This is a genomic window from Cupriavidus sp. CP313, from assembly GCF_054072015.1.
The window spans coordinates 32,346-48,675 of sequence record NZ_JBSVZB010000004.1 but is presented as its reverse complement, the minus strand read 5'-3'; the positions used below and the strand labels follow the sequence as shown (position 1 = coordinate 48,675).

17 protein-coding genes are annotated in these 16,330 nt (G+C 65.6%); 13 read left to right on the top strand and 4 right to left on the bottom strand.

The features are described from left to right. Positions 1 to 23: 23 nt before the first annotated feature. From ACW4E8_RS06830 to amrS, 5 genes are all read left to right on the top strand, one after another. Positions 24 to 701 (top strand): MFS transporter, encoded by a 678-nt coding sequence (locus tag ACW4E8_RS06830; protein WP_456803826.1) that lies wholly within the window; start codon positions 24 to 26, stop codon positions 699 to 701. 33 nt (positions 702 to 734) lie between these two features. After that, positions 735 to 2,519, top strand: coding sequence for a dihydrolipoyl dehydrogenase (gene lpdA, locus ACW4E8_RS06825; protein WP_456803825.1), 1,785 nt, complete (start codon positions 735 to 737; stop codon positions 2,517 to 2,519). A 319-nt stretch (positions 2,520 to 2,838) separates the two neighbouring features. After that, the gene (locus tag ACW4E8_RS06820) at positions 2,839 to 3,276 is read left to right on the top strand and encodes a universal stress protein (RefSeq protein WP_316149167.1); all 438 of its coding nucleotides are present in this window, start codon (positions 2,839 to 2,841) and stop codon (positions 3,274 to 3,276) included. Between the two features lie 94 nt (positions 3,277 to 3,370). Beyond that, the gene (locus ACW4E8_RS06815) at positions 3,371 to 3,565 is read left to right on the top strand and encodes a hypothetical protein (RefSeq protein WP_456803824.1); all 195 of its coding nucleotides are present in this window, start codon (positions 3,371 to 3,373) and stop codon (positions 3,563 to 3,565) included. Continuing rightward, complete coding sequence (gene amrS / locus ACW4E8_RS06810; protein ID WP_456803823.1) at positions 3,562 to 4,650, top strand: AmmeMemoRadiSam system radical SAM enzyme; 1,089 nt, start codon at positions 3,562 to 3,564, stop codon at positions 4,648 to 4,650. Before ACW4E8_RS06815 ends, amrS begins: the two co-directional genes overlap by 4 nt. Before the next feature lie 281 nt (positions 4,651 to 4,931). Here amrS and phaP1 read toward each other — a convergent pair whose 3' ends face one another. Continuing rightward, positions 4,932 to 5,510 (bottom strand): TIGR01841 family phasin PhaP1, encoded by a 579-nt coding sequence (gene phaP1 / locus ACW4E8_RS06805; protein WP_456803822.1) that lies wholly within the window; start codon positions 5,508 to 5,510, stop codon positions 4,932 to 4,934. A 358-nt stretch (positions 5,511 to 5,868) separates the two neighbouring features. Here phaP1 and ACW4E8_RS06800 point away from each other — a divergent pair, with 358 nt between their 5' ends. The 5 genes from ACW4E8_RS06800 (at position 5,869) to pbpG (ending at position 10,485) form a co-directional block, all read left to right on the top strand. Beyond that, positions 5,869 to 6,789: a histone deacetylase family protein gene (locus tag ACW4E8_RS06800; protein ID WP_456803821.1), complete on the top strand. Its 921-nt coding sequence runs from the start codon at positions 5,869 to 5,871 to the stop codon at positions 6,787 to 6,789. Then, positions 6,786 to 7,709, top strand: coding sequence for a DMT family transporter (locus ACW4E8_RS06795; RefSeq protein ID WP_456803820.1), 924 nt, complete (start codon positions 6,786 to 6,788; stop codon positions 7,707 to 7,709). Before ACW4E8_RS06800 ends, ACW4E8_RS06795 begins: the two co-directional genes overlap by 4 nt. A 72-nt stretch (positions 7,710 to 7,781) precedes the next feature. Next, a complete protein-coding gene (locus ACW4E8_RS06790) occupies positions 7,782 to 8,240 on the top strand; it encodes an acyl-CoA thioesterase (protein ID WP_456803819.1) in 459 nt (152 codons plus the stop codon). Between the two features lie 17 nt (positions 8,241 to 8,257). Continuing rightward, positions 8,258 to 8,980: a nitroreductase gene (locus ACW4E8_RS06785; protein WP_456803818.1), complete on the top strand. Its 723-nt coding sequence runs from the start codon at positions 8,258 to 8,260 to the stop codon at positions 8,978 to 8,980. 272 nt (positions 8,981 to 9,252) lie between these two features. Further along, complete coding sequence (gene pbpG / locus ACW4E8_RS06780; RefSeq protein ID WP_456803817.1) at positions 9,253 to 10,485, top strand: D-alanyl-D-alanine endopeptidase; 1,233 nt, start codon at positions 9,253 to 9,255, stop codon at positions 10,483 to 10,485. Between the two features lie 68 nt (positions 10,486 to 10,553). Here the strand turns inward: pbpG and ACW4E8_RS06775 are convergent, their stop codons facing one another. From ACW4E8_RS06775 to ACW4E8_RS06765, 3 genes are all read right to left on the bottom strand, one after another. Further along, positions 10,554 to 11,966: an FAD-binding oxidoreductase gene (locus ACW4E8_RS06775; RefSeq protein ID WP_456803816.1), complete on the bottom strand. Its 1,413-nt coding sequence runs from the start codon at positions 11,964 to 11,966 to the stop codon at positions 10,554 to 10,556. Positions 11,967 to 11,981: 15 nt separating this feature from the next. Continuing rightward, the gene (locus ACW4E8_RS06770) at positions 11,982 to 12,731 is read right to left on the bottom strand and encodes a FadR/GntR family transcriptional regulator (RefSeq protein ID WP_456803815.1); all 750 of its coding nucleotides are present in this window, start codon (positions 12,729 to 12,731) and stop codon (positions 11,982 to 11,984) included. Positions 12,732 to 12,870: 139 nt separating this feature from the next. Next, on the bottom strand, positions 12,871 to 13,656 hold the full coding sequence (locus tag ACW4E8_RS06765) for an IclR family transcriptional regulator (protein WP_013956405.1): 786 nt from the start codon (positions 13,654 to 13,656) through the stop codon (positions 12,871 to 12,873). A gap of 236 nt (positions 13,657 to 13,892) precedes the next feature. Here ACW4E8_RS06765 and ACW4E8_RS06760 point away from each other — a divergent pair, with 236 nt between their 5' ends. The 3 genes from ACW4E8_RS06760 to ACW4E8_RS06750 are packed head-to-tail and all read left to right on the top strand — an operon-like array spanning position 13,893 to position 16,326. Beyond that, a complete protein-coding gene (locus ACW4E8_RS06760) occupies positions 13,893 to 14,618 on the top strand; it encodes a (Fe-S)-binding protein (RefSeq protein ID WP_011615043.1) in 726 nt (241 codons plus the stop codon). A gap of 29 nt (positions 14,619 to 14,647) precedes the next feature. After that, the gene (locus tag ACW4E8_RS06755; protein WP_456803814.1) at positions 14,648 to 16,060 is read left to right on the top strand and encodes a LutB/LldF family L-lactate oxidation iron-sulfur protein; all 1,413 of its coding nucleotides are present in this window, start codon (positions 14,648 to 14,650) and stop codon (positions 16,058 to 16,060) included. Next, complete coding sequence (locus ACW4E8_RS06750) at positions 16,057 to 16,326, top strand: hypothetical protein (RefSeq protein WP_456803813.1); 270 nt, start codon at positions 16,057 to 16,059, stop codon at positions 16,324 to 16,326. The genes ACW4E8_RS06755 and ACW4E8_RS06750 overlap by 4 nt, the downstream gene beginning before the upstream one ends. The last annotated feature ends 4 nt before the right edge of the window (positions 16,327 to 16,330 follow it).

Below are 16,330 nucleotides of genomic sequence, written 5' to 3'. Positions count from 1 at the left end.
CCACGCGCAACCGGGAGCGAGCCATGACTACCTGCGTGGTCGTCAGGAAGGGCGCCGAGGTGGCCATCGCGGCAGACGCGCTGGTCACCTTTGGCGACACGCGCCTGTCGCGCGCCTACGAGCGCAACCAGAAGGTCTTCCCAGTCGGCGACGGCTTTATCGCGCTGGCCGGGACCACCGCGCACTTCCCGGTCATGCGCACGCTGCTGGCGGGGCTGGGCGACGAGTGCCGGCTGGGTTCGCGCGATGACGTGTTCCGCACCTTCCTGAAGGTGCATGAGAAGCTGAAGTCGGAATATTTCGTCAACACCAAGGAAGACGAGGACGATCCCTACGAGTCGTCGCAGATCGTATGCCTGATCGCCAATCCGGCGGGCATCTTCGGCGTCTACTCGTACCGTGAGGTGTTTTCGTTCGACCGCTTCTGGGGCATCGGCTCGGGCCGCAACTACGCGCTGGGCGCGATGCATGCGGTCTATGACCGGCCTGACCTGGATGCGGGCGAGATCGCGCGTATCGGCGTCGATGCGGGCGTGGAGTTCGACAAGAGTTCGGCGGGGCCGATCGAGGTGCACACCGTGCGGCTGCACGAGGGTGACGCCGCACCGGCACCGGCGGCTGGCGGTGCCACGGGCGGCAATCCGTCGGCCGGCAATACAGCACCCGACAGCGCGGCAACCAACAACGACGGCGCGCCCTGAAGCCGAGAGGCGGGCGCGCATAGAGGAGCAAACATGAGTGTGATCGAAGTCAAGGTGCCGGATATCGGCGATTTCGACGCTGTGGAAGTGATCGAGGTGCTGGTCAAGGCCGGCGACACGGTCGAGGTGGAACAGTCCCTGATCGTGCTGGAATCCGACAAGGCCAGCATGGACGTGCCGTCGTCGGCCGCCGGCAAGGTGGTCGAGGTCAAGGTCAAGGTCGGCGACAAGGTCGGCCAGGGCGCGGTGATCTGCACCATCGACGCCCAGCAGGCCGCGGCCGCCCCGGCGCCCGCGCAAGCCCCGGCACCGGCGCAGGCTCCCGCACCCGCGGCGGCTGCTCCGGCCCCGGCTCCTGCCGCCGCCAGCCACAGCGGCGGCGCCGATATCCAGTGCGAGATGCTGGTGCTGGGCGCCGGCCCCGGCGGCTACTCGGCCGCCTTCCGCGCCGCGGACCTGGGCATGAACACCGTGCTGGTGGAGCGCTACGGCACCCTGGGCGGCGTCTGCCTGAACGTTGGCTGCATCCCGTCCAAGGCGCTGCTGCACAACGCCGCCGTGATCGACGAAGCCAAGGCGCTGGCCGCCCACGGCATCCTGTTCGGCGAAGCCAAGATCGACCTGGACGGCCTGCGCCACTACAAGAACCAGGTGGTCGGCAAGCTGACCGGCGGCCTGGCCGGCATGGCCAAGGCACGCAAGGTGCAGGTGGTGCGCGGCGTCGGCAATTTCCTCGACCCGCATCACCTGGAGGTGGAGCTGACTGAAGGCGAGGGCAAGCAGACCACCGGCAAGAAAACCGTGATCCGCTTCGAGAAGGCCATCATCGCCGCCGGCAGCCAGGCGGTGAAGCTGCCCTTTATCCCGGAGGACCCGCGCATCGTCGACTCGACCGGCGCGCTGGAGCTGCCCGAAGTGCCCAACAAGATGCTGGTCATCGGCGGCGGCATCATCGGCCTGGAAATGGCCACGGTGTACAGCACGCTGGGTGCCGACATCGACGTCGTGGAAATGCTCGACGGCCTGATGAACGGCGCTGACCGCGACCTGGTCAAGGTCTGGGAAAAGAAGAACAAGGACCGCTTCGGCAAGGTCATGCTGAAGACCAAGACCGTCGGCGTGGAAGCCAGGCCGGACGGCATCTACGTCAAGTTCGAAGGCGAGGCCGCGCCGGCCGAGCCGCAGCGCTACGACCTGGTGCTGGTGTCGGTGGGCCGCTCGCCCAACGGCAAGCGCATCAGCGCCGAGAAGGCCGGCGTTGCCGTGACCGACCGCGGCTTTATCGACGTCGACAATCAGTTGCGCACCAACGTGCCGCATATCTTTGCGATCGGCGATATCGTCGGCCAGCCGATGCTGGCGCACAAGGCCGTGCACGAAGCCCACGTGGCAGCGGAAGCCGCCCATGGCGAGAAGGCCTACTTCGACGCCAAGCAGATCCCGTCGGTGGCCTTCACCGATCCGGAAGTGGCCTGGGCTGGCCTGACCGAAGACGAGTGCAAGGCGAAGGGGATCAAGTACAGCAAGGGCGTGTTCCCCTGGGCGGCTTCGGGCCGCGCCATCGCCAACGGCCGCGACGAGGGCTTCACCAAGCTGATCTTCGACGAGGAAACCCATCGCGTGATCGGCGGCGGCATCGTCGGCACGCATGCCGGCGACCTGATCAGCGAGGTCTGCCTGGCGATCGAGATGGGCGCCGACGCGGTGGATATCGGCAAGACCATCCATCCGCACCCGACGCTGGGTGAATCGATCGGCATGGCGGCGGAGATTTATGAAGGTACGTGTACTGACGTGCCGCCGCCGCGCAAGCGCTGAGCGCCGTTCGCTGCAAGCGAGAAAGCCCGCCAGCCCAGGCGGGCTTTTTCATAGGCAATTGTGCAATTAACCGCCAGAATTTGCCGGCGCCCGCGAGGTCTGGCTGCCACGGCCGCTTGCGGCGCGGCCAGGGTGCCGATTGCGCCAGGACCGGCGCAAGACCTTCGATGCCTATACTGAACTCAGCCGGCATGCACCCCAAGGCAACCGAGGGCGGCACTGCATATTCGCACGCGGCCGATCTCGCTTGCCGGGTGCCTGGTGGCGGGATCCGGTGGCCCCCCCGGTGGCTACCGTTTAGCTGACAAGGAGGCACGACGTGTTCAGGCATCTTCTTGTTGCGGTAGACGGCTCCGCTCTGGCCGAAGCGGCCTTTCGCAAGGCACTGGCGTTCGCGCAGGAGACGCAGGCCAGCATTACAGCGGTGCGCGCCTGCCCAGATTTCCACATCACGACTTACCACACCGAAATGCTCACCGACACCCGAGAGCAGTTCGAAGAGGCTGTCCTAGAGGACGCATCGAAATACCTCGACGGCATCGCGCGAGAGGCCGCCGCGGCAGGCGTGCCCTGTGACACCAGCAGCGTGGTCGACGATCACCCCTACGATGCCATCATCAAGGCTGCAGAAGAAAAGGATTGTGACCTGATTGTCATGGCGTCTCATGGACGCCGGGGTGTGAAGGGGCTGTTGATCGGCAGCGAAACCCTGAAGGTACTGACCCACAGCAAGATTCCGGTGCTGGTATATCGCTAAACGTCGCGTGAATGGGGTCGCCGGCGTCGATGATGCCGGACACCTTCGTGATGCCACCATGGTTGTCTGTAATGGGCGCCATAAAGGATCCGCCATGAGCACTCGCCGCTTTGTCGTGATGATCGACCAGCCCAGGGACGTTGCCGACGAGCAGATGGCAGAGTACATCAAGCATGCCATCGCCGGCTGGGGTGCCGGATTGCCCCCGCCTCCGGCGGACAGCCCGTTCTTCGACCTGGATGTGTTGTCGGTAACAGTGATCAGCAAACCGCACAAGGACCATCCATGAAGGATGTGCCCGGTTCAGGGAGCTATCCCGGCCGTTACTGGCATTTCCTGGATGACGGCCGCATGCAATGCGACCTGTGCCCGCGCCACTGCCGCTTGCATGACGAGCAGCGCGGCGCTTGCTTCGTGCGCCAGCGCGTCGGCGATCGGATGGTGCTGACCGCATACGGCCGCTCGTCGGGCTTCTGTATCGATCCTGTCGAAAAGAAGCCGCTCAACCACTTTTTCCCGGGCTCCGCCGTCCTGTCGTTCGGCACGGCCGGCTGCAACCTGGCCTGCAAGTTCTGCCAGAACTGGGATATCAGTAAATCGCGCGAGATGGAGACCCTGGCCGATGCGGCCATGCCCGAAGCGATCGCAGCATCGGCGGCGGCGCACGGTTGCAAGAGCGTGGCCTTCACCTACAACGACCCGGTGATCTTCGCCGAATACGCCATGGACGTAGCCGATGCCTGCCACGAACTGGGCATCAAGGCGGTGGCGGTGACCGCCGGGTATATGGGCGCCGAGGCGCGGCGTGATTTCTACGCCAGGATGGATGCGGCAAACGTCGATCTGAAAGGCTTTACCGACGCGTTCTATCTTGCCTTCACCGGGGCGCACCTGCAGCCGGTACTGGAGACGCTCCAGTACCTGAAGCACGAAACCGATGTCTGGCTGGAGATCACGACGCTGCTCATTCCCGGCAAGAACGACAGCGATGACGAGATTCGGGCCGAGGCCCAGTGGATCGCCAGGGAGCTTGGCCCTGACGTCCCGCTGCACTTCACCGGATTCCATCCGGACTACAAGATGCGCGACGTGCCGCCGACACCATGTTCCACCCTTGCGCGCGCCCGCAAGCACGCGCTGGCGGAGGGACTGCACTACGTCTACACCGGCAACGTCCACGACACCGCCGGTGCCACCACCTATTGCCCCGCTTGCCGCGCGCAGCTCATTGTGCGCGACTGGCATGCGATCGAAAGCTATCGCCTGACTCCCACGGGAACTTGCCCAGACTGCTTTGCGCAGATTGCAGGACGTTTCGGGAATTTTGAGCGTCAGTTTGGGCGGCGGCGGATTCCTGTGCACATCGGGGAATAAGCCGGCATGCAGGCGCAGGGCCCACAGCCGCTGGTCACTGGGACCAACCTGGTGGAAGGGTGAAGAGCAAAAAAAAGCCCGACCTGTAGAGGTCGGGTTTAACGATACCTTTGGACAAGGAGACCGCGGTACCGAGGAGACATCGGCAGGCAAGGCAGCGCCGGTGCAACTCAGTCAGGGCACTACCTTCATCGTTGGCAAAGCACACCGCAAACGCCAGGCGTCGATATGCTTTGCCAACGGACCGGCCGCAGCCGGTCCATCTTCAACGCAGGCAGCTATCAGGCAGCCGTCGTCTTCTTCGCCGTGGCCGTACGGGCCGTGGCGCTGGCTTGCTGGGCAGCCTTGGTGGCAGCCGATGCCGCAGCCTGGAAGTTGGTTTCAGCGATTTCGACCGCTTGCTTGGTCGCCTTCTGCACCGACTCGTAGGCGTTGTTGGCAGCGGAGATCGCCGACTTCACGATGGCCACGGTCGATTCCGAACCGGCCGGGGCGTTCTTGGCGAGGTTCTCGACCAGGGCTTGCACGTTCTTCGTGCCTTCGGCCAGTTGGGCCTCGGCTACCTTGGTGAACTCGCTCTGGGTTTCCGAAGCGATTTCATACAGGTGGCGGGTGTAGGCCAGGGTCTTTTCGGCAACCGGCTGCACGGCTGCGGCCTGGATGGCCAGCAGTTCCTGCGCGTCCTTGGCCGACAGTGCCTTCTTGGCGTTGTCGACGCCTTCTGCGAACGAGGTCTTGACGACCTGCAGGTTCAGCTCGACGAGCTTTTCGACGCCTTCAAACGCCTTGGTGGTCAGGCCGAACAACGTTTCGAGGTTGGCCTTTTGCGCTGCTGCAACTTGTTCCGGGGTGAGGATCATTGCTGGTCTCCAGTGGTGAACTTCAAGGTCTAGCAAATTAAGCCGCCTAGATGTCAGGGCCGTGACGGTGTTGTGCCCGATTCGGCCAGCCCAGGCGTGTGGGTGGGTCAAGGCGCATTTCTTGTTTGGTGCGCCGCAACAATTCCTATTTTAGAGACGCCGGATTCAATGTCAAGCGGATTTTGTGCGATGCACAAAATAGCGTTGCGGCGATGCACGGATGTGGCTGCGGCGCCATCCCGGGGCGCTCCGGCGATGGCCAGGCAGGGGTGCTACCATCGCAGATTGCCCGCGCCCGCACGGCTGGCCGCCGCCGGGAATCCAACAAGACGTGAACAGAACCGCCCAGGCCACTTCCATGCTCGCTTTCTACACCGACCACTTTGTGCTGCCACTGCCACCCGGGCACCGTTTCCCGATGCGCAAGTACAGCATGCTGCGCGATGCCGTCGCGGCTCAGGTGCCGGGGCTGCGCCTGGTGGAGGCGCCGCGCGCGGGCGACGACGCCTTGCTGCTGGCGCACACGCCCGGGTACGTGCAGGCCGCGTCAGCCGGCACGCTCGACGCGGCGCGCCAGCGCGAGATCGGCTTCCCGTGGTCCGAGGCCATGGTGGAACGCTCGCGGCGCTCGGCAGGCGCCACCATCGAGGCCTGCCGGACGGCGCTGCGCGAAGGCATTGCCGTGAACCTGGCGGGCGGCACCCACCATGCGTATGCCGACAAGGGCGGCGGCTTCTGCGTGTTCAACGATGCCGCCATTGCGGCCCGCGTGCTGCAGCGCGATGGCGCCGTGCGCCGCGTGGCCGTGGTCGACCTGGACGTGCACCAGGGCAACGGCACCGCGTCGATCCTGCAAGGCGATCCGTCCGTGTTCACGCTGTCACTGCATGGCGAGAAGAACTATCCGTTCCGCAAAGAGGCCAGCGACCTGGACGTCGGCCTGCCGGACGGCTGCGACGACGACACCTATGCGCAGGCGCTGCAGGCGGCGCTGGACACGCTGTTCAGCCGCTTCGATCCCGAGCTGCTCATCTACCTGGCCGGCGCCGACCCGCATGAGGGCGATCGCCTCGGGCGGCTCAGGCTGACCCTGGCGGGCCTGGCACGGCGCGACCGGCTGGTGTTCGATGCCGCGCATGCGCGCCAGTTGCCGGTGGCGGTGGCGATGGCGGGCGGCTACGGCAACCAGATCGAGGACACTGTCGCGGTCCACGCGCAGACTGTGAGCCTGGCCGCGCAATATCACGCGCGCCATGCACAGGTGGCGCTGGCCTCATGAGCGGCGTGATGGAGCAGGGCGGCGCAGCGGCAAGCGCCCGCGCCACGCTGTGGGTGGCGTCGATGCCGTGGCTGTTCGTGCTGATCTGGAGCACCGGATTTATCGTCGCCAAATACGGCATGCCGTATGCGGAGCCGATGACCTTCCTGTTCCTGCGCTTTGCCGGCGTGGTGGTGCTGATGGTGCCATTCGTGCTGCTGGCGCGCGTGCCGCTGCCGCGCCTGCCAGGCAAGGCGGAAACGGACTGGCGCGCGGTCGGCCATATCGCCGTCGCCGGGCTGCTGCTGCAGACGGGCTACCTGGGCGGCGTCTGGGCGGCGATCAAGCTTGGCATGCCCGCCGGCGTATCGGCGCTGATCGTCGGCATGCAGCCGATCCTGACCGCGCTGATCGCCACGCGCATGGGTGAGCGCATCGGCGCGCGCCAGTGGCTGGGGCTGCTGCTGGGCATTGCCGGCGTGGCGCTGGTAGTGGCCAACAAGCTGGGTGCCAGCGGGCTCACGCCGGCAAGCCTGGCACTGGCGGGTGGCGCCTTGCTCAGCATCACGATCGGCACGGTCTACCAGAAGCACTTCTGCGCGGTGTTCGACCTGCGCATGGGCTCGGTGATCCAGTTCGCCGCGGCGGCACTTGCGTGCGTGCCGTTCATGTTCCTGTTCGAGACTCGCGCGGTGCAGTGGAGTGCCGCGATGTTTGGTGCCATGGCGTGGTCGGTGGTGGCGCTGTCGATCGGCGCGATCTCGCTGCTGTTCCTGCTGATCCGGCAGGGTGCGGCCACCAAGGTGTCGAGCCTGATGTACCTGACGCCGCCCACTACCGCGGTGATGGCCTGGCTGCTCTTCGGCGAGCGCTTTCCGCCGCTGGCCGCCGCCGGCATGGTGCTCGCGGCGCTTGGTGTTGCCCTTGTCATCCGCCGCTAGCCACGGCGCGTTCGTGTCGCGTATGCGGTTACTTCAGAGTATTCCTATCCCATCCTGTCCCGTCCACGTCTCATGAAACCGCAAGCCGAGTCGCGCAGTGCCTATCCGTACTTCCAGCCGATCACCACGCGTTGGATGGATAACGATGTCTATGGCCACGTCAACAACGTTGTCTACTACAGTTACTTTGATACCGTGGTGAATACCTACCTGATCCGGCAGGGCGTGCTCGATGTCACGTCGGGCAACACGATCGGGCTGGTGATCGAGACGCAGTGCAACTACTTCTCGTCGCTCAGCTTCCCCGAGACCGTCGTGGCCGGCCTGCGCGTGGCAAGGCTGGGCACGTCGAGCGTGCGCTATGAGGTCGGGCTGTTCAGCGGCGACAACGAGACCGCCGCCGCGCAGGGGCATTTCATCCACGTCTATGTCGATCGCGCCACGCGCCGGCCGGTGCCGTTGCCGGAGCCGCTGCGCGAGGCGCTGCTGCCGTTGGTGATGACCGACGCAGTGACGGGCGGGCAAGGGTAAGGAAGGGGCAGCAGGAGATGAACAAGATGTCCCACGAGGTGCAATTCGGTTCGCAGGGTGCCGTGGACTGCGTGGATCGCGCGATCCTGACGCGGCGTTCGGTGCGGGCCTTTCTCGATACGCAGGTGCCGCGCCGGACCGTCGAAGAAATCCTGGCCGTGGCCAGCCGTGCGCCGTCGGGCACCAATACGCAGCCGTGGCGGGTCTATGTGCTGTCCGGCGAGGCCAAGGCCAAGCTGTGCGCCGATGTGCTGGGCGCCTACGAAGACCCCGAGCGTGACAGCAAGTACCTGGAGGAGTATCCGTACTACCCGCGCGAGTGGGCCGATCCCTACTTGTCGCGGCGGCGCAAGGTGGGCTGGGACCTGTATGGGCTGCTCGAGATCAGCCGCGAAGACAAGGCGCGCATGCACGAACAGCACGCGCGCAATTTCCGTTTCTTCGATGCGCCGGTGGGGATGATCTTCACCATCGACCGCATCATGGAGCAGGGCAGCTGGCTGGACTACGGCATGTTCCTGCAAAGCATCATGGTCGCCGCCCGGGCGCGCGGGCTCGATACCTGCCCGCAGGCGGCGTTCACGCAGTTCCACAAGATCATTGGCAGTCACCTGCGGCTGCCGCCGGAGGAAATGGTGGTGTGCGGCATGTCACTGGGTTTTGCCGACCCGGAAGCGATCGAGAACCAACTGACCACGGAACGTGAACCGGTCAGCGGGTTCGCGCGTTTCCTCTCATAGCAAAGTTTGTATCAATGTGTAACGATGAATGCCGATATACAAGGCGACTTCCCTGTATTGGCTGAAGTGTTTCCAAGGGGCAGCAAGGTGAACCCGGGTACGCCTGGGGCAAGCCAGAGGCGGTTCGCATGCAAACGTGACCTTTTGGTTGCTTTTTCCATAATGTGGAAATGTTTGCAAATCGAACTTTAAGGAGCGTCTGTAAGTCTTTAATCTTGCTAACAATTTCTTTCTTTCCTACACTAGCGCCATTCCTATGCGCTGAACGAATCATGTTCCGGTCTGATTCCATTTTTTCCAGATTCTTCGGTTCCGCACCCCTGTCCGCTGTTGCTGCCGCGGTCCTGGTGTCGGTGTCGATGGTCGCGGCGCCTGTGGCCGAAGCGGCCACCACGTCCGCAACTACCCAAAAAACGTCCAAGAAGCAGGCAAAATCGGCTAACGCCGAGAAAAAGAGTGCTTCGAAGACTGTTGCCAAGAGTTCGCGTGGCGGCAAGGTCGCCAAGAGCGAGGCAAGCAGCACGCGCAAAGTGGTGGTGCTGAAGAACGGCAAGCGCCATACCGTCGTGGCCCAGCGCGCCGCACCCGTGCGCGCCGTCTTCACCCCGGCCAAGCCGTCGCTGGGCGAAGCCATGGGCTTGCGCGACACCGATGACGCGCTGGCACTGCGTTCCAGCGTGGCGCTGGTGATGGACCAGAACTCGAACGAGGTGCTGTTCCAGAAGAACGCCAGTGCGGTGCTGCCGATTGCTTCGATCACCAAGCTGATGACCGCCTTGGTGGTGATGGACGCCCGCCTGCCGATGGACGAAGTCCTGACCATCTCCGAGGACGACCGCGACACCGAGAAGCACAGCGGCTCGCGCCTGCGCTTTGGTACGCAGTTGACGCGCCAGGAACTGCTGCTGCTGGCGCTGATGTCGTCCGAGAACCGCGCCGCGTCGGCGCTGGGCCGCCACTACCCGGGCGGCTTGCCGGCCTTTGTGCAGGCGATGAACCGCAAGGCCCGCGAGCTGGGCATGAACGACAGCCACTTCGTCGATTCCAGCGGCCTGTCGAGCAGCAATGTGTCGAGCGCAACGGACCTGGTGCGCATGGTCAACGCGGCGTACCGCAACCCGACCATCCGCGAGTTCTCGACGCAGACCGAGCATGAGGTCAACGTGCTGGGCCGCACCCAGCACTACGTCAGCACCAACCGCCTGGTGCGCGGCGGCAACTGGGAGATCGGCCTGCAGAAGACCGGCTTTATCTCCGAAGCCGGCCAGTGCCTGGTGATGCAGGCCAAGGTCCAGGGCCGCAACGTGGTGATGGTGTTCCTGGACTCGGCCGGCAAGCTGTCGCGCTTTGCCGATGCCAACCGCGTCAAGGACTGGCTGGAGCATGCGCCGTCGCCATCGTCGCCATCGTCGCCGCAGCGTGGCTTCCCGTCGTCGCCGAACCTGACGCAGGCTCCGGGCGGTGCGCACGCGATCCTGGCCTCGCAGCAGTCGCGCGGCATCTGATACGGAACGCCTGACCGGAAAAAACGCGCCGTGCTACGGCGCGTTTTTCTTTTGGGCGGCCGCAGCCGTCAGAGCAGCTTGCCGGGGTTCATGATCCCGGCCGGGTCGAACACGGCCTTGATCTCGCGCATCAGCCGCAGTTCCAGCGGGTCCTTCATGGCCAGGAACGCATGGCGCTTGAGCTGGCCGATGCCATGCTCGGCGCTGATGCTGCCGCCGTAGCGCATCACTTCGTCCAGCACCGCGTCGGTCACCGCATCGCCTAGCGTGGCCGCCCAGTCCTTGGGCGCGCCGGCTGGGCGCGACAGGTTGTAGTGCAGGTTGCCGTCGCCGAAGTGCCCGAAGATAAAGGGCCGGATGGCGGGATCGAGCACACGCAGCCGCGTTTCCATCGAGGTCATGAAGGCCGGGATCTGCTCGATCGGCAGCGAGATGTCGTGCTTCAGGTGCGGGCCGTCGGCGCGCTGTGCCTCGGAGATTTCCTCGCGCAGTTTCCACAGCGCCTGCAATTGTGCGAGCGAGGCAGACACGGCTGCATCGAGGCACAGCTCGCGCTCCAGCGCCTCGCCGATGACGCGTTCGAGCAGCGCGTTCAGCGCATCTTCGTCAGTGGTGTCGGCCAGTTCCACCAGCACGTAGGCGGGGTAGCGTTGCGCAAACGGTTCCTGCACCCCTTGCGCGTGCGTGAGCACCAGGTCCAGGCAGTCGCCGGTAAAGAATTCAAAGGCCTGCAGGCGCGCGCCGCATTGCGCGAACAGCAGCTCATAGAGCGCCAGCGACTGCGCCGGCGAGGCCACCGCCGCCAGCACCACGCTGCGCGTGTCGGTGCGCGGGAACAGCCGCAGCGCGGCCGCGGTGATCACGCCGAGCGTGCCTTCGGAGCCGATCAGCAACTGCTTCAGGTCATAGCCGGTATTGTCCTTGCGCAGCGTGCGCAGGCCGTGGAAGACCTCGCCGTTGGGCAGCACGGCTTCCACGCCCAGCACCAGCTCGCGCGCCATGCCATAGCGCACCACGTTCACGCCGCCGGCATTGGTCGCAAGGTTGCCGCCGATCTGGCATGAGTCTTCGGCCGCCAGCGACAGCGGCAGCAGCCGGTTGGCGTCTTGCGCCGCGCGGCGCAGGTTGCCGAGGACGCAGCCGGCCTCGGCAACCATGGTGTTGGCGATGGTGTCGAGCGAGCGCACCGCATTCATGCGATCCAGGCTCAGCACCACGTTCTGCGCCTGCGCATCGGGCGTGGCGCCGCCGCACAGGCCGGTATTGCCGCCGCGCGGCACCACCGGCACCGCGGCCTGCTGGCACAGCGCCAGGGCGCGCGACACCTCGTCCACGGTACGCGGCCGCAGCACGGCCTGGGCCTGGCCGCGGTAGATGCCGCGCCAGTCGGAGAGCCACGGGGCGATGTCGTCGGGGTTGGTCAGGACGGTGTCGGCGCCGAGGGCCTCGGTGAGCCGCTGGGCGAATTGGCCGGTTTGCATGATGGCAGTGTCGTCTCAGGAAAGGGAAGGGTGGCTGCCGGCGCGGGCTGTCGACGTTTCATCGGCGCGCCTGCGCAGCACAAGGCCAAGCCGGTGTGCGGCGCATTGCAGATGCGTCACCGCGGCCGCGCGGGCTGCCGCGGCATTGCCACGGCGGATGGCATCGACGATCGCTTCATGCTCGGCATGCACGGTCTCGGCCAGGCCTGCCTGGCGCAGCGTATTGGCGCGCGCGGTGGCCACGGCCTGGTGCAGCTGCAGGTTCAGGTACTGCAGCAGCTGGCGGTAGTAAGGGTTGTGCGTGGCGGCGGCAATGCCGATATGGAAGGCGGCGTCGATATCGGCGGCCGGCTGCGGGTCATAGAGATGAGCGTGCAGCCGCTGCAGCAGTGCGCTCAGTGCGGCCACGTCCTCATCGGTGCGGCGCACGGCGGCCAGCGCCGCGGCGGCGCCTTCCAGGTCGATGCGCAGGTCGTACAGGTCGGCCAGCCCGCTGGCGTCGATATCGGGTTCGCGCGGCAGCTGGAATCCCGCCGCGCCGGTACGCGAGCGCACCGTGCAGCCGACGCCCTGGCGTGACTCGACGAACCCCTGCGAACGCAGGTGCTCGGTGACTTCGCGGATCACTGCGGCGCTGACGCCGTACTGCTCGGCCAGCTGCCTGCCGGTCGGCAGCCGGCTGCCGACGGGGTAGGCGCCGCTTTCGATATCGGCGCGCAACTGGCGGGTGACCTGTTCGGTGAGGGTGACGGCGCGGGTTCGCATGGGTGCCGATTATAAGGTTTGCTGGTTATCTGAAAACTAAGGGTAAACCATTGAATAACGGTGGCCAGGGCGCCAAAGCAAAACGCGCGGACTGCCATGCTGGCAGCCCGCGCGTTGGCGGTGGCTGGTGATTCGGTCGTCAGGCGGCGGCTTCGGTCACGTAGCCCATGCCGCGCGAGATCTGCAGCGCCGTGTCCTTCAGGTTCTGCAGCCAGCTGTCCTGCAGCCGGTCGGCCGGCGCCGACAGCGACAGCCCGGCCACCAGCCGGCGCGAGTCGTCATAGATGCCGGCGGCAATGCAGCGCACGCCCAGTTCCAGCTCTTCGTTGTCGCGCGCATAGCCGTTGGAGCGCACCCAGCTGAGTTCCCGCTCCAGCTTGGTCAGGTCGGTGATCGAGGTGCGGGTATGTCCGGCCAGCCCGGTGCGGGTGGCATAGTTGCGCACGCGCGCAGCTTCGTCCGCAGCCAGGAACAGCTTGCCGACCGAGGTCAGGTGCAGCGGCGCGCGGCCGCCGATGGCGCGCACCACCTGCATGCCTGAGCGCTCGCTGTAGGCGCGCTCGATGTAGACGATCTCGTCGCCCTGGCGCACCGACAGGTTCACGGTCTGGCCGGTGACGCGGTGCAGCGCGCGCATCGGCGCCAGCGCCGCGTCGCGCACCGACAGGCGGGCCTTGACCAGGTTGCCCAGTTCCAGCAGCCGCATGCCGAGCCGGTAGCTGCCGGGATCGGAACGGTCGACAAAGCGGCAGGCCACCATGTCGTTGAGGATGCGGTGGGCGGTGGAAGGATGCAGCCCCGTGGCCAGGGACAGCTCTTTCAGGCTGACCGGATCGGCGTGCTGCGCGAGGGCGTCCAGCAGGGTCATCATGCGCTCGATGACCTGGATGGACGTCTTGCCGGGTGACTTGTCTGCGTCGGACATAGAAGGGAAAAGGAAAAATGTTGCCTTGCGGCATTTTTAAGCGTCTGGCTGATTCTATCTCGCATTGTGAAAATTTCAATAGGTGGAATGACATTACCGTAAGAAACGCCCGGTGATGTTGCTCCCGAAAGTGATGTTCATTGCACCGGATTCACGCCCTTGCTGAACGGTTTGTGCGCCACGCGCGACGCCAAGCGCGCATAATTGCGGGGTTTCGGGGTCTGGAGAAGTCGACAATGCGAGTTGGTCTGTTCGCCACCTGCCTGGTGGACCTGATGCGTCCGGAAATCGGGTTTTCGGTGCTCAAGCTGCTGGAAGCCGCCGGCTACGAGGTCATGGTGCCCGAGGCGCAGACCTGCTGTGGCCAGCCGGCCTACAACTCGGGCGAGCGCGCGGTGTCGCGCGACCTGGCGGAGAAATTCCTGCGCGAGTTCGAGATGTTCGACTACATCGTGGTGCCGTCGGGCAGCTGCGGCGGCATGATCCGCCAGCATTACGGCGACCTGCTGCACAACGATCCCGAACTCAACGGCCGCTACGAGCGCCTGCGCGAACGCGTGTTCGAGCTGACGGATTTCCTGGTCAACGTGGCCAGGGTGCAGACGCTGCCGTCGTCGTTCTCGGGCCATGTCACCTATCACGATTCCTGTTCCGGCCTGCGCGAGCTGGGCGTCAAGCAGCAGCCGCGTGAGCTGCTGTCGCGCCTGCCGGGCGTGCAGCTGACAGAAATGAAGGATTGCGAAGCCTGCTGCGGTTTTGGCGGCACCTTCTCGGTCAAGTACGGCAATATCTCGACGGCAATCGTCGACGAGAAGTGCGCCAACATCAAGGCCAGCGGCGCCGATACGGTGGTGCTGGGCGACCTGGGCTGCATCCTCAATATCGAAGGCCGCCTGCGCCGCACCGGCGACAGCAGCACGCGCGTGCTGCATATCGCCCAGGTGCTGGCGGGCGACGCCTGACATCCGCTGAAATCCGGGGAATCGCCACGATGCAAGTCCACAGCATGGAATTCAAGGCGCGCGCCGGCCAGAAGCTGGCCGACCAGCGCCTGCAGCAGAACCTGAAGAAGCTTTCGACCAAGTTCGTCACGGCGCGCGCCGACGCGATCCGCGATATCGACTTCGACGCCACGCGCGAGGCCATTAAGGAGCGCCGCAACCGCGCGCTGGAAAACCTCGACGTCTGGCTCGCCACCTTCGAAGAGAACGCGACCCGGCGCGGCGCCACGGTGCTGTTTGCCGAGACCACCGCCGATGCCGCGCGCCTGGTGGCCGAGATCGCGCAGAAGCATGGCGTGAAGAAGGTCATCAAGAGCAAGTCCATGGTGACCGAGGAAATGCGCCTGAACCAGGTGCTGGGCGAGATGGGCGTGCAGAGCATCGAGACCGACCTGGGCGAATACATCCTGCAGATCAACGACTCGGAACCGCCGTCGCACATCATTGCGCCGGTGGTGCACAAGGACAAGGACGAGATCGCCGACCTGTTCGCCAGGGTCCACCACAAGCCGCGGCTGACCGAGATCCCGGAGATGACGCGCGAGGCGCGCGAAGTGCTGCGGCCCGAGTTCCTGAGCGCCGACATGGGCGTCACCGGCGGCAACTTCATCATTGCCGAGACCGGCTCGGTGGCGGTAGTCACCAACGAGGGCAACGAAGGCATGTGCACGGTGATGCCGCGCGTGCACGTGGCCGTGACCGGCATCGAAAAGGTGCTGCCGACGCTGGAAGACCTGGCCACGGTGATGCGGCTGCTGCCGCGCTCGGCCACTGGCCAGGCCATCTCGAACTACTTCTCGCTGCTGACCGGCCCGCGCGCCGAGGGCGAGCGCGACGGCCCCGAGCATATGTACTTCGTGCTGGTCGATGGCGGCCGCACCGGGCTGATCGGCGGCGACTTCCAGGAGATGCTGCGCTGCATCCGCTGCGGCGCCTGCATGAACCACTGCCCGGTCTACCAGAAGATCGGCGGCCACGCCTACGGCTGGGTCTATCCGGGCCCGATGGGCAGCGTGCTGACGCCCAGCTACGTCGGCCTGGCCAACGCGGTGGACCTGCCGCAGGCAGCGACCCTGTGCGGCGAGTGCAACCGGGTGTGCCCGGCGTCGATCCCGCTGTCGGACCTGCTGCGCAAGCTGCGCGAGAGACAGATGGAGCGCGGGCTGCGCCCGTGGCAGGAGCGCTTCGCGCTGCAGGCGTGGGGCTACGTCGCCAAACGCCCGGAACTGTATGCCTTTGCCACCCGCATCGGCGCCTGGCTGCTGGGCCGCATGGGCGGCAGCAACAAGCTGATTGCCAGCCTGCCGATGGCGGGCAAGGGCTGGACCGAAACCCGCGACATGCCGGCCCCGTCGGGCCGCACGTTCCGCGAACTGTACAAGGAAAGGAGGGCACGTTCATGAGCGCAGCCAACAGCGAAGCCCTGGCGTGCATGCGTGCCGCACTGGACCAGCACCTGGCGGGATCGATGCCCGCTGGCGACCTGGTGCGCGCATGGCGCGAAGCCGGCACCGGGCTGGCGCTGCCGCCGGTCTACGGGCAGGCGATGGAAGAGCTGCTGCGCCGGCTCGAGATGTCGGCAGTGTTCGCGCAGGATAGTTGCTCGTTCTCGAGCTCGGCTGTGACGGACCAGCTGACGCGCTGGCTGGACAAGGCGGCAACGGTCTGAGGCT

Bases quoted from the DNA above. Each gene is read 5' to 3' on its own strand.
- ACW4E8_RS06815 (WP_456803824.1), top strand. From the start codon at position 3,371: ATGAGCACTCGCCGCTTTGTCGTGATGATCGACCAGCCCAGGGACGTT.
- lpdA (WP_456803825.1), top strand. From the start codon at position 735: ATGAGTGTGATCGAAGTCAAGGTGCCGGATATCGGCGATTTCGACGCT.
- ACW4E8_RS06775 (WP_456803816.1), bottom strand. From the start codon at position 11,966: ATGCAAACCGGCCAATTCGCCCAGCGGCTCACCGAGGCCCTCGGCGCC.
- phaP1 (WP_456803822.1), bottom strand. From the start codon at position 5,510: ATGATCCTCACCCCGGAACAAGTTGCAGCAGCGCAAAAGGCCAACCTC.
- ACW4E8_RS06770 (WP_456803815.1), bottom strand. From the start codon at position 12,731: ATGCGAACCCGCGCCGTCACCCTCACCGAACAGGTCACCCGCCAGTTG.
- amrS (WP_456803823.1), top strand. From the start codon at position 3,562: ATGAAGGATGTGCCCGGTTCAGGGAGCTATCCCGGCCGTTACTGGCAT.
- ACW4E8_RS06785 (WP_456803818.1), top strand. From the start codon at position 8,258: ATGAACAAGATGTCCCACGAGGTGCAATTCGGTTCGCAGGGTGCCGTG.
- ACW4E8_RS06790 (WP_456803819.1), top strand. From the start codon at position 7,782: ATGAAACCGCAAGCCGAGTCGCGCAGTGCCTATCCGTACTTCCAGCCG.
- ACW4E8_RS06765 (WP_013956405.1), bottom strand. From the start codon at position 13,656: ATGTCCGACGCAGACAAGTCACCCGGCAAGACGTCCATCCAGGTCATC.
- ACW4E8_RS06795 (WP_456803820.1), top strand. From the start codon at position 6,786: ATGAGCGGCGTGATGGAGCAGGGCGGCGCAGCGGCAAGCGCCCGCGCC.
- ACW4E8_RS06800 (WP_456803821.1), top strand. From the start codon at position 5,869: ATGCTCGCTTTCTACACCGACCACTTTGTGCTGCCACTGCCACCCGGG.
- ACW4E8_RS06830 (WP_456803826.1), top strand. From the start codon at position 24: ATGACTACCTGCGTGGTCGTCAGGAAGGGCGCCGAGGTGGCCATCGCG.
- pbpG (WP_456803817.1), top strand. From the start codon at position 9,253: ATGTTCCGGTCTGATTCCATTTTTTCCAGATTCTTCGGTTCCGCACCC.
- ACW4E8_RS06760 (WP_011615043.1), top strand. From the start codon at position 13,893: ATGCGAGTTGGTCTGTTCGCCACCTGCCTGGTGGACCTGATGCGTCCG.
- ACW4E8_RS06755 (WP_456803814.1), top strand. From the start codon at position 14,648: ATGCAAGTCCACAGCATGGAATTCAAGGCGCGCGCCGGCCAGAAGCTG.
- ACW4E8_RS06750 (WP_456803813.1), top strand. From the start codon at position 16,057: ATGAGCGCAGCCAACAGCGAAGCCCTGGCGTGCATGCGTGCCGCACTG.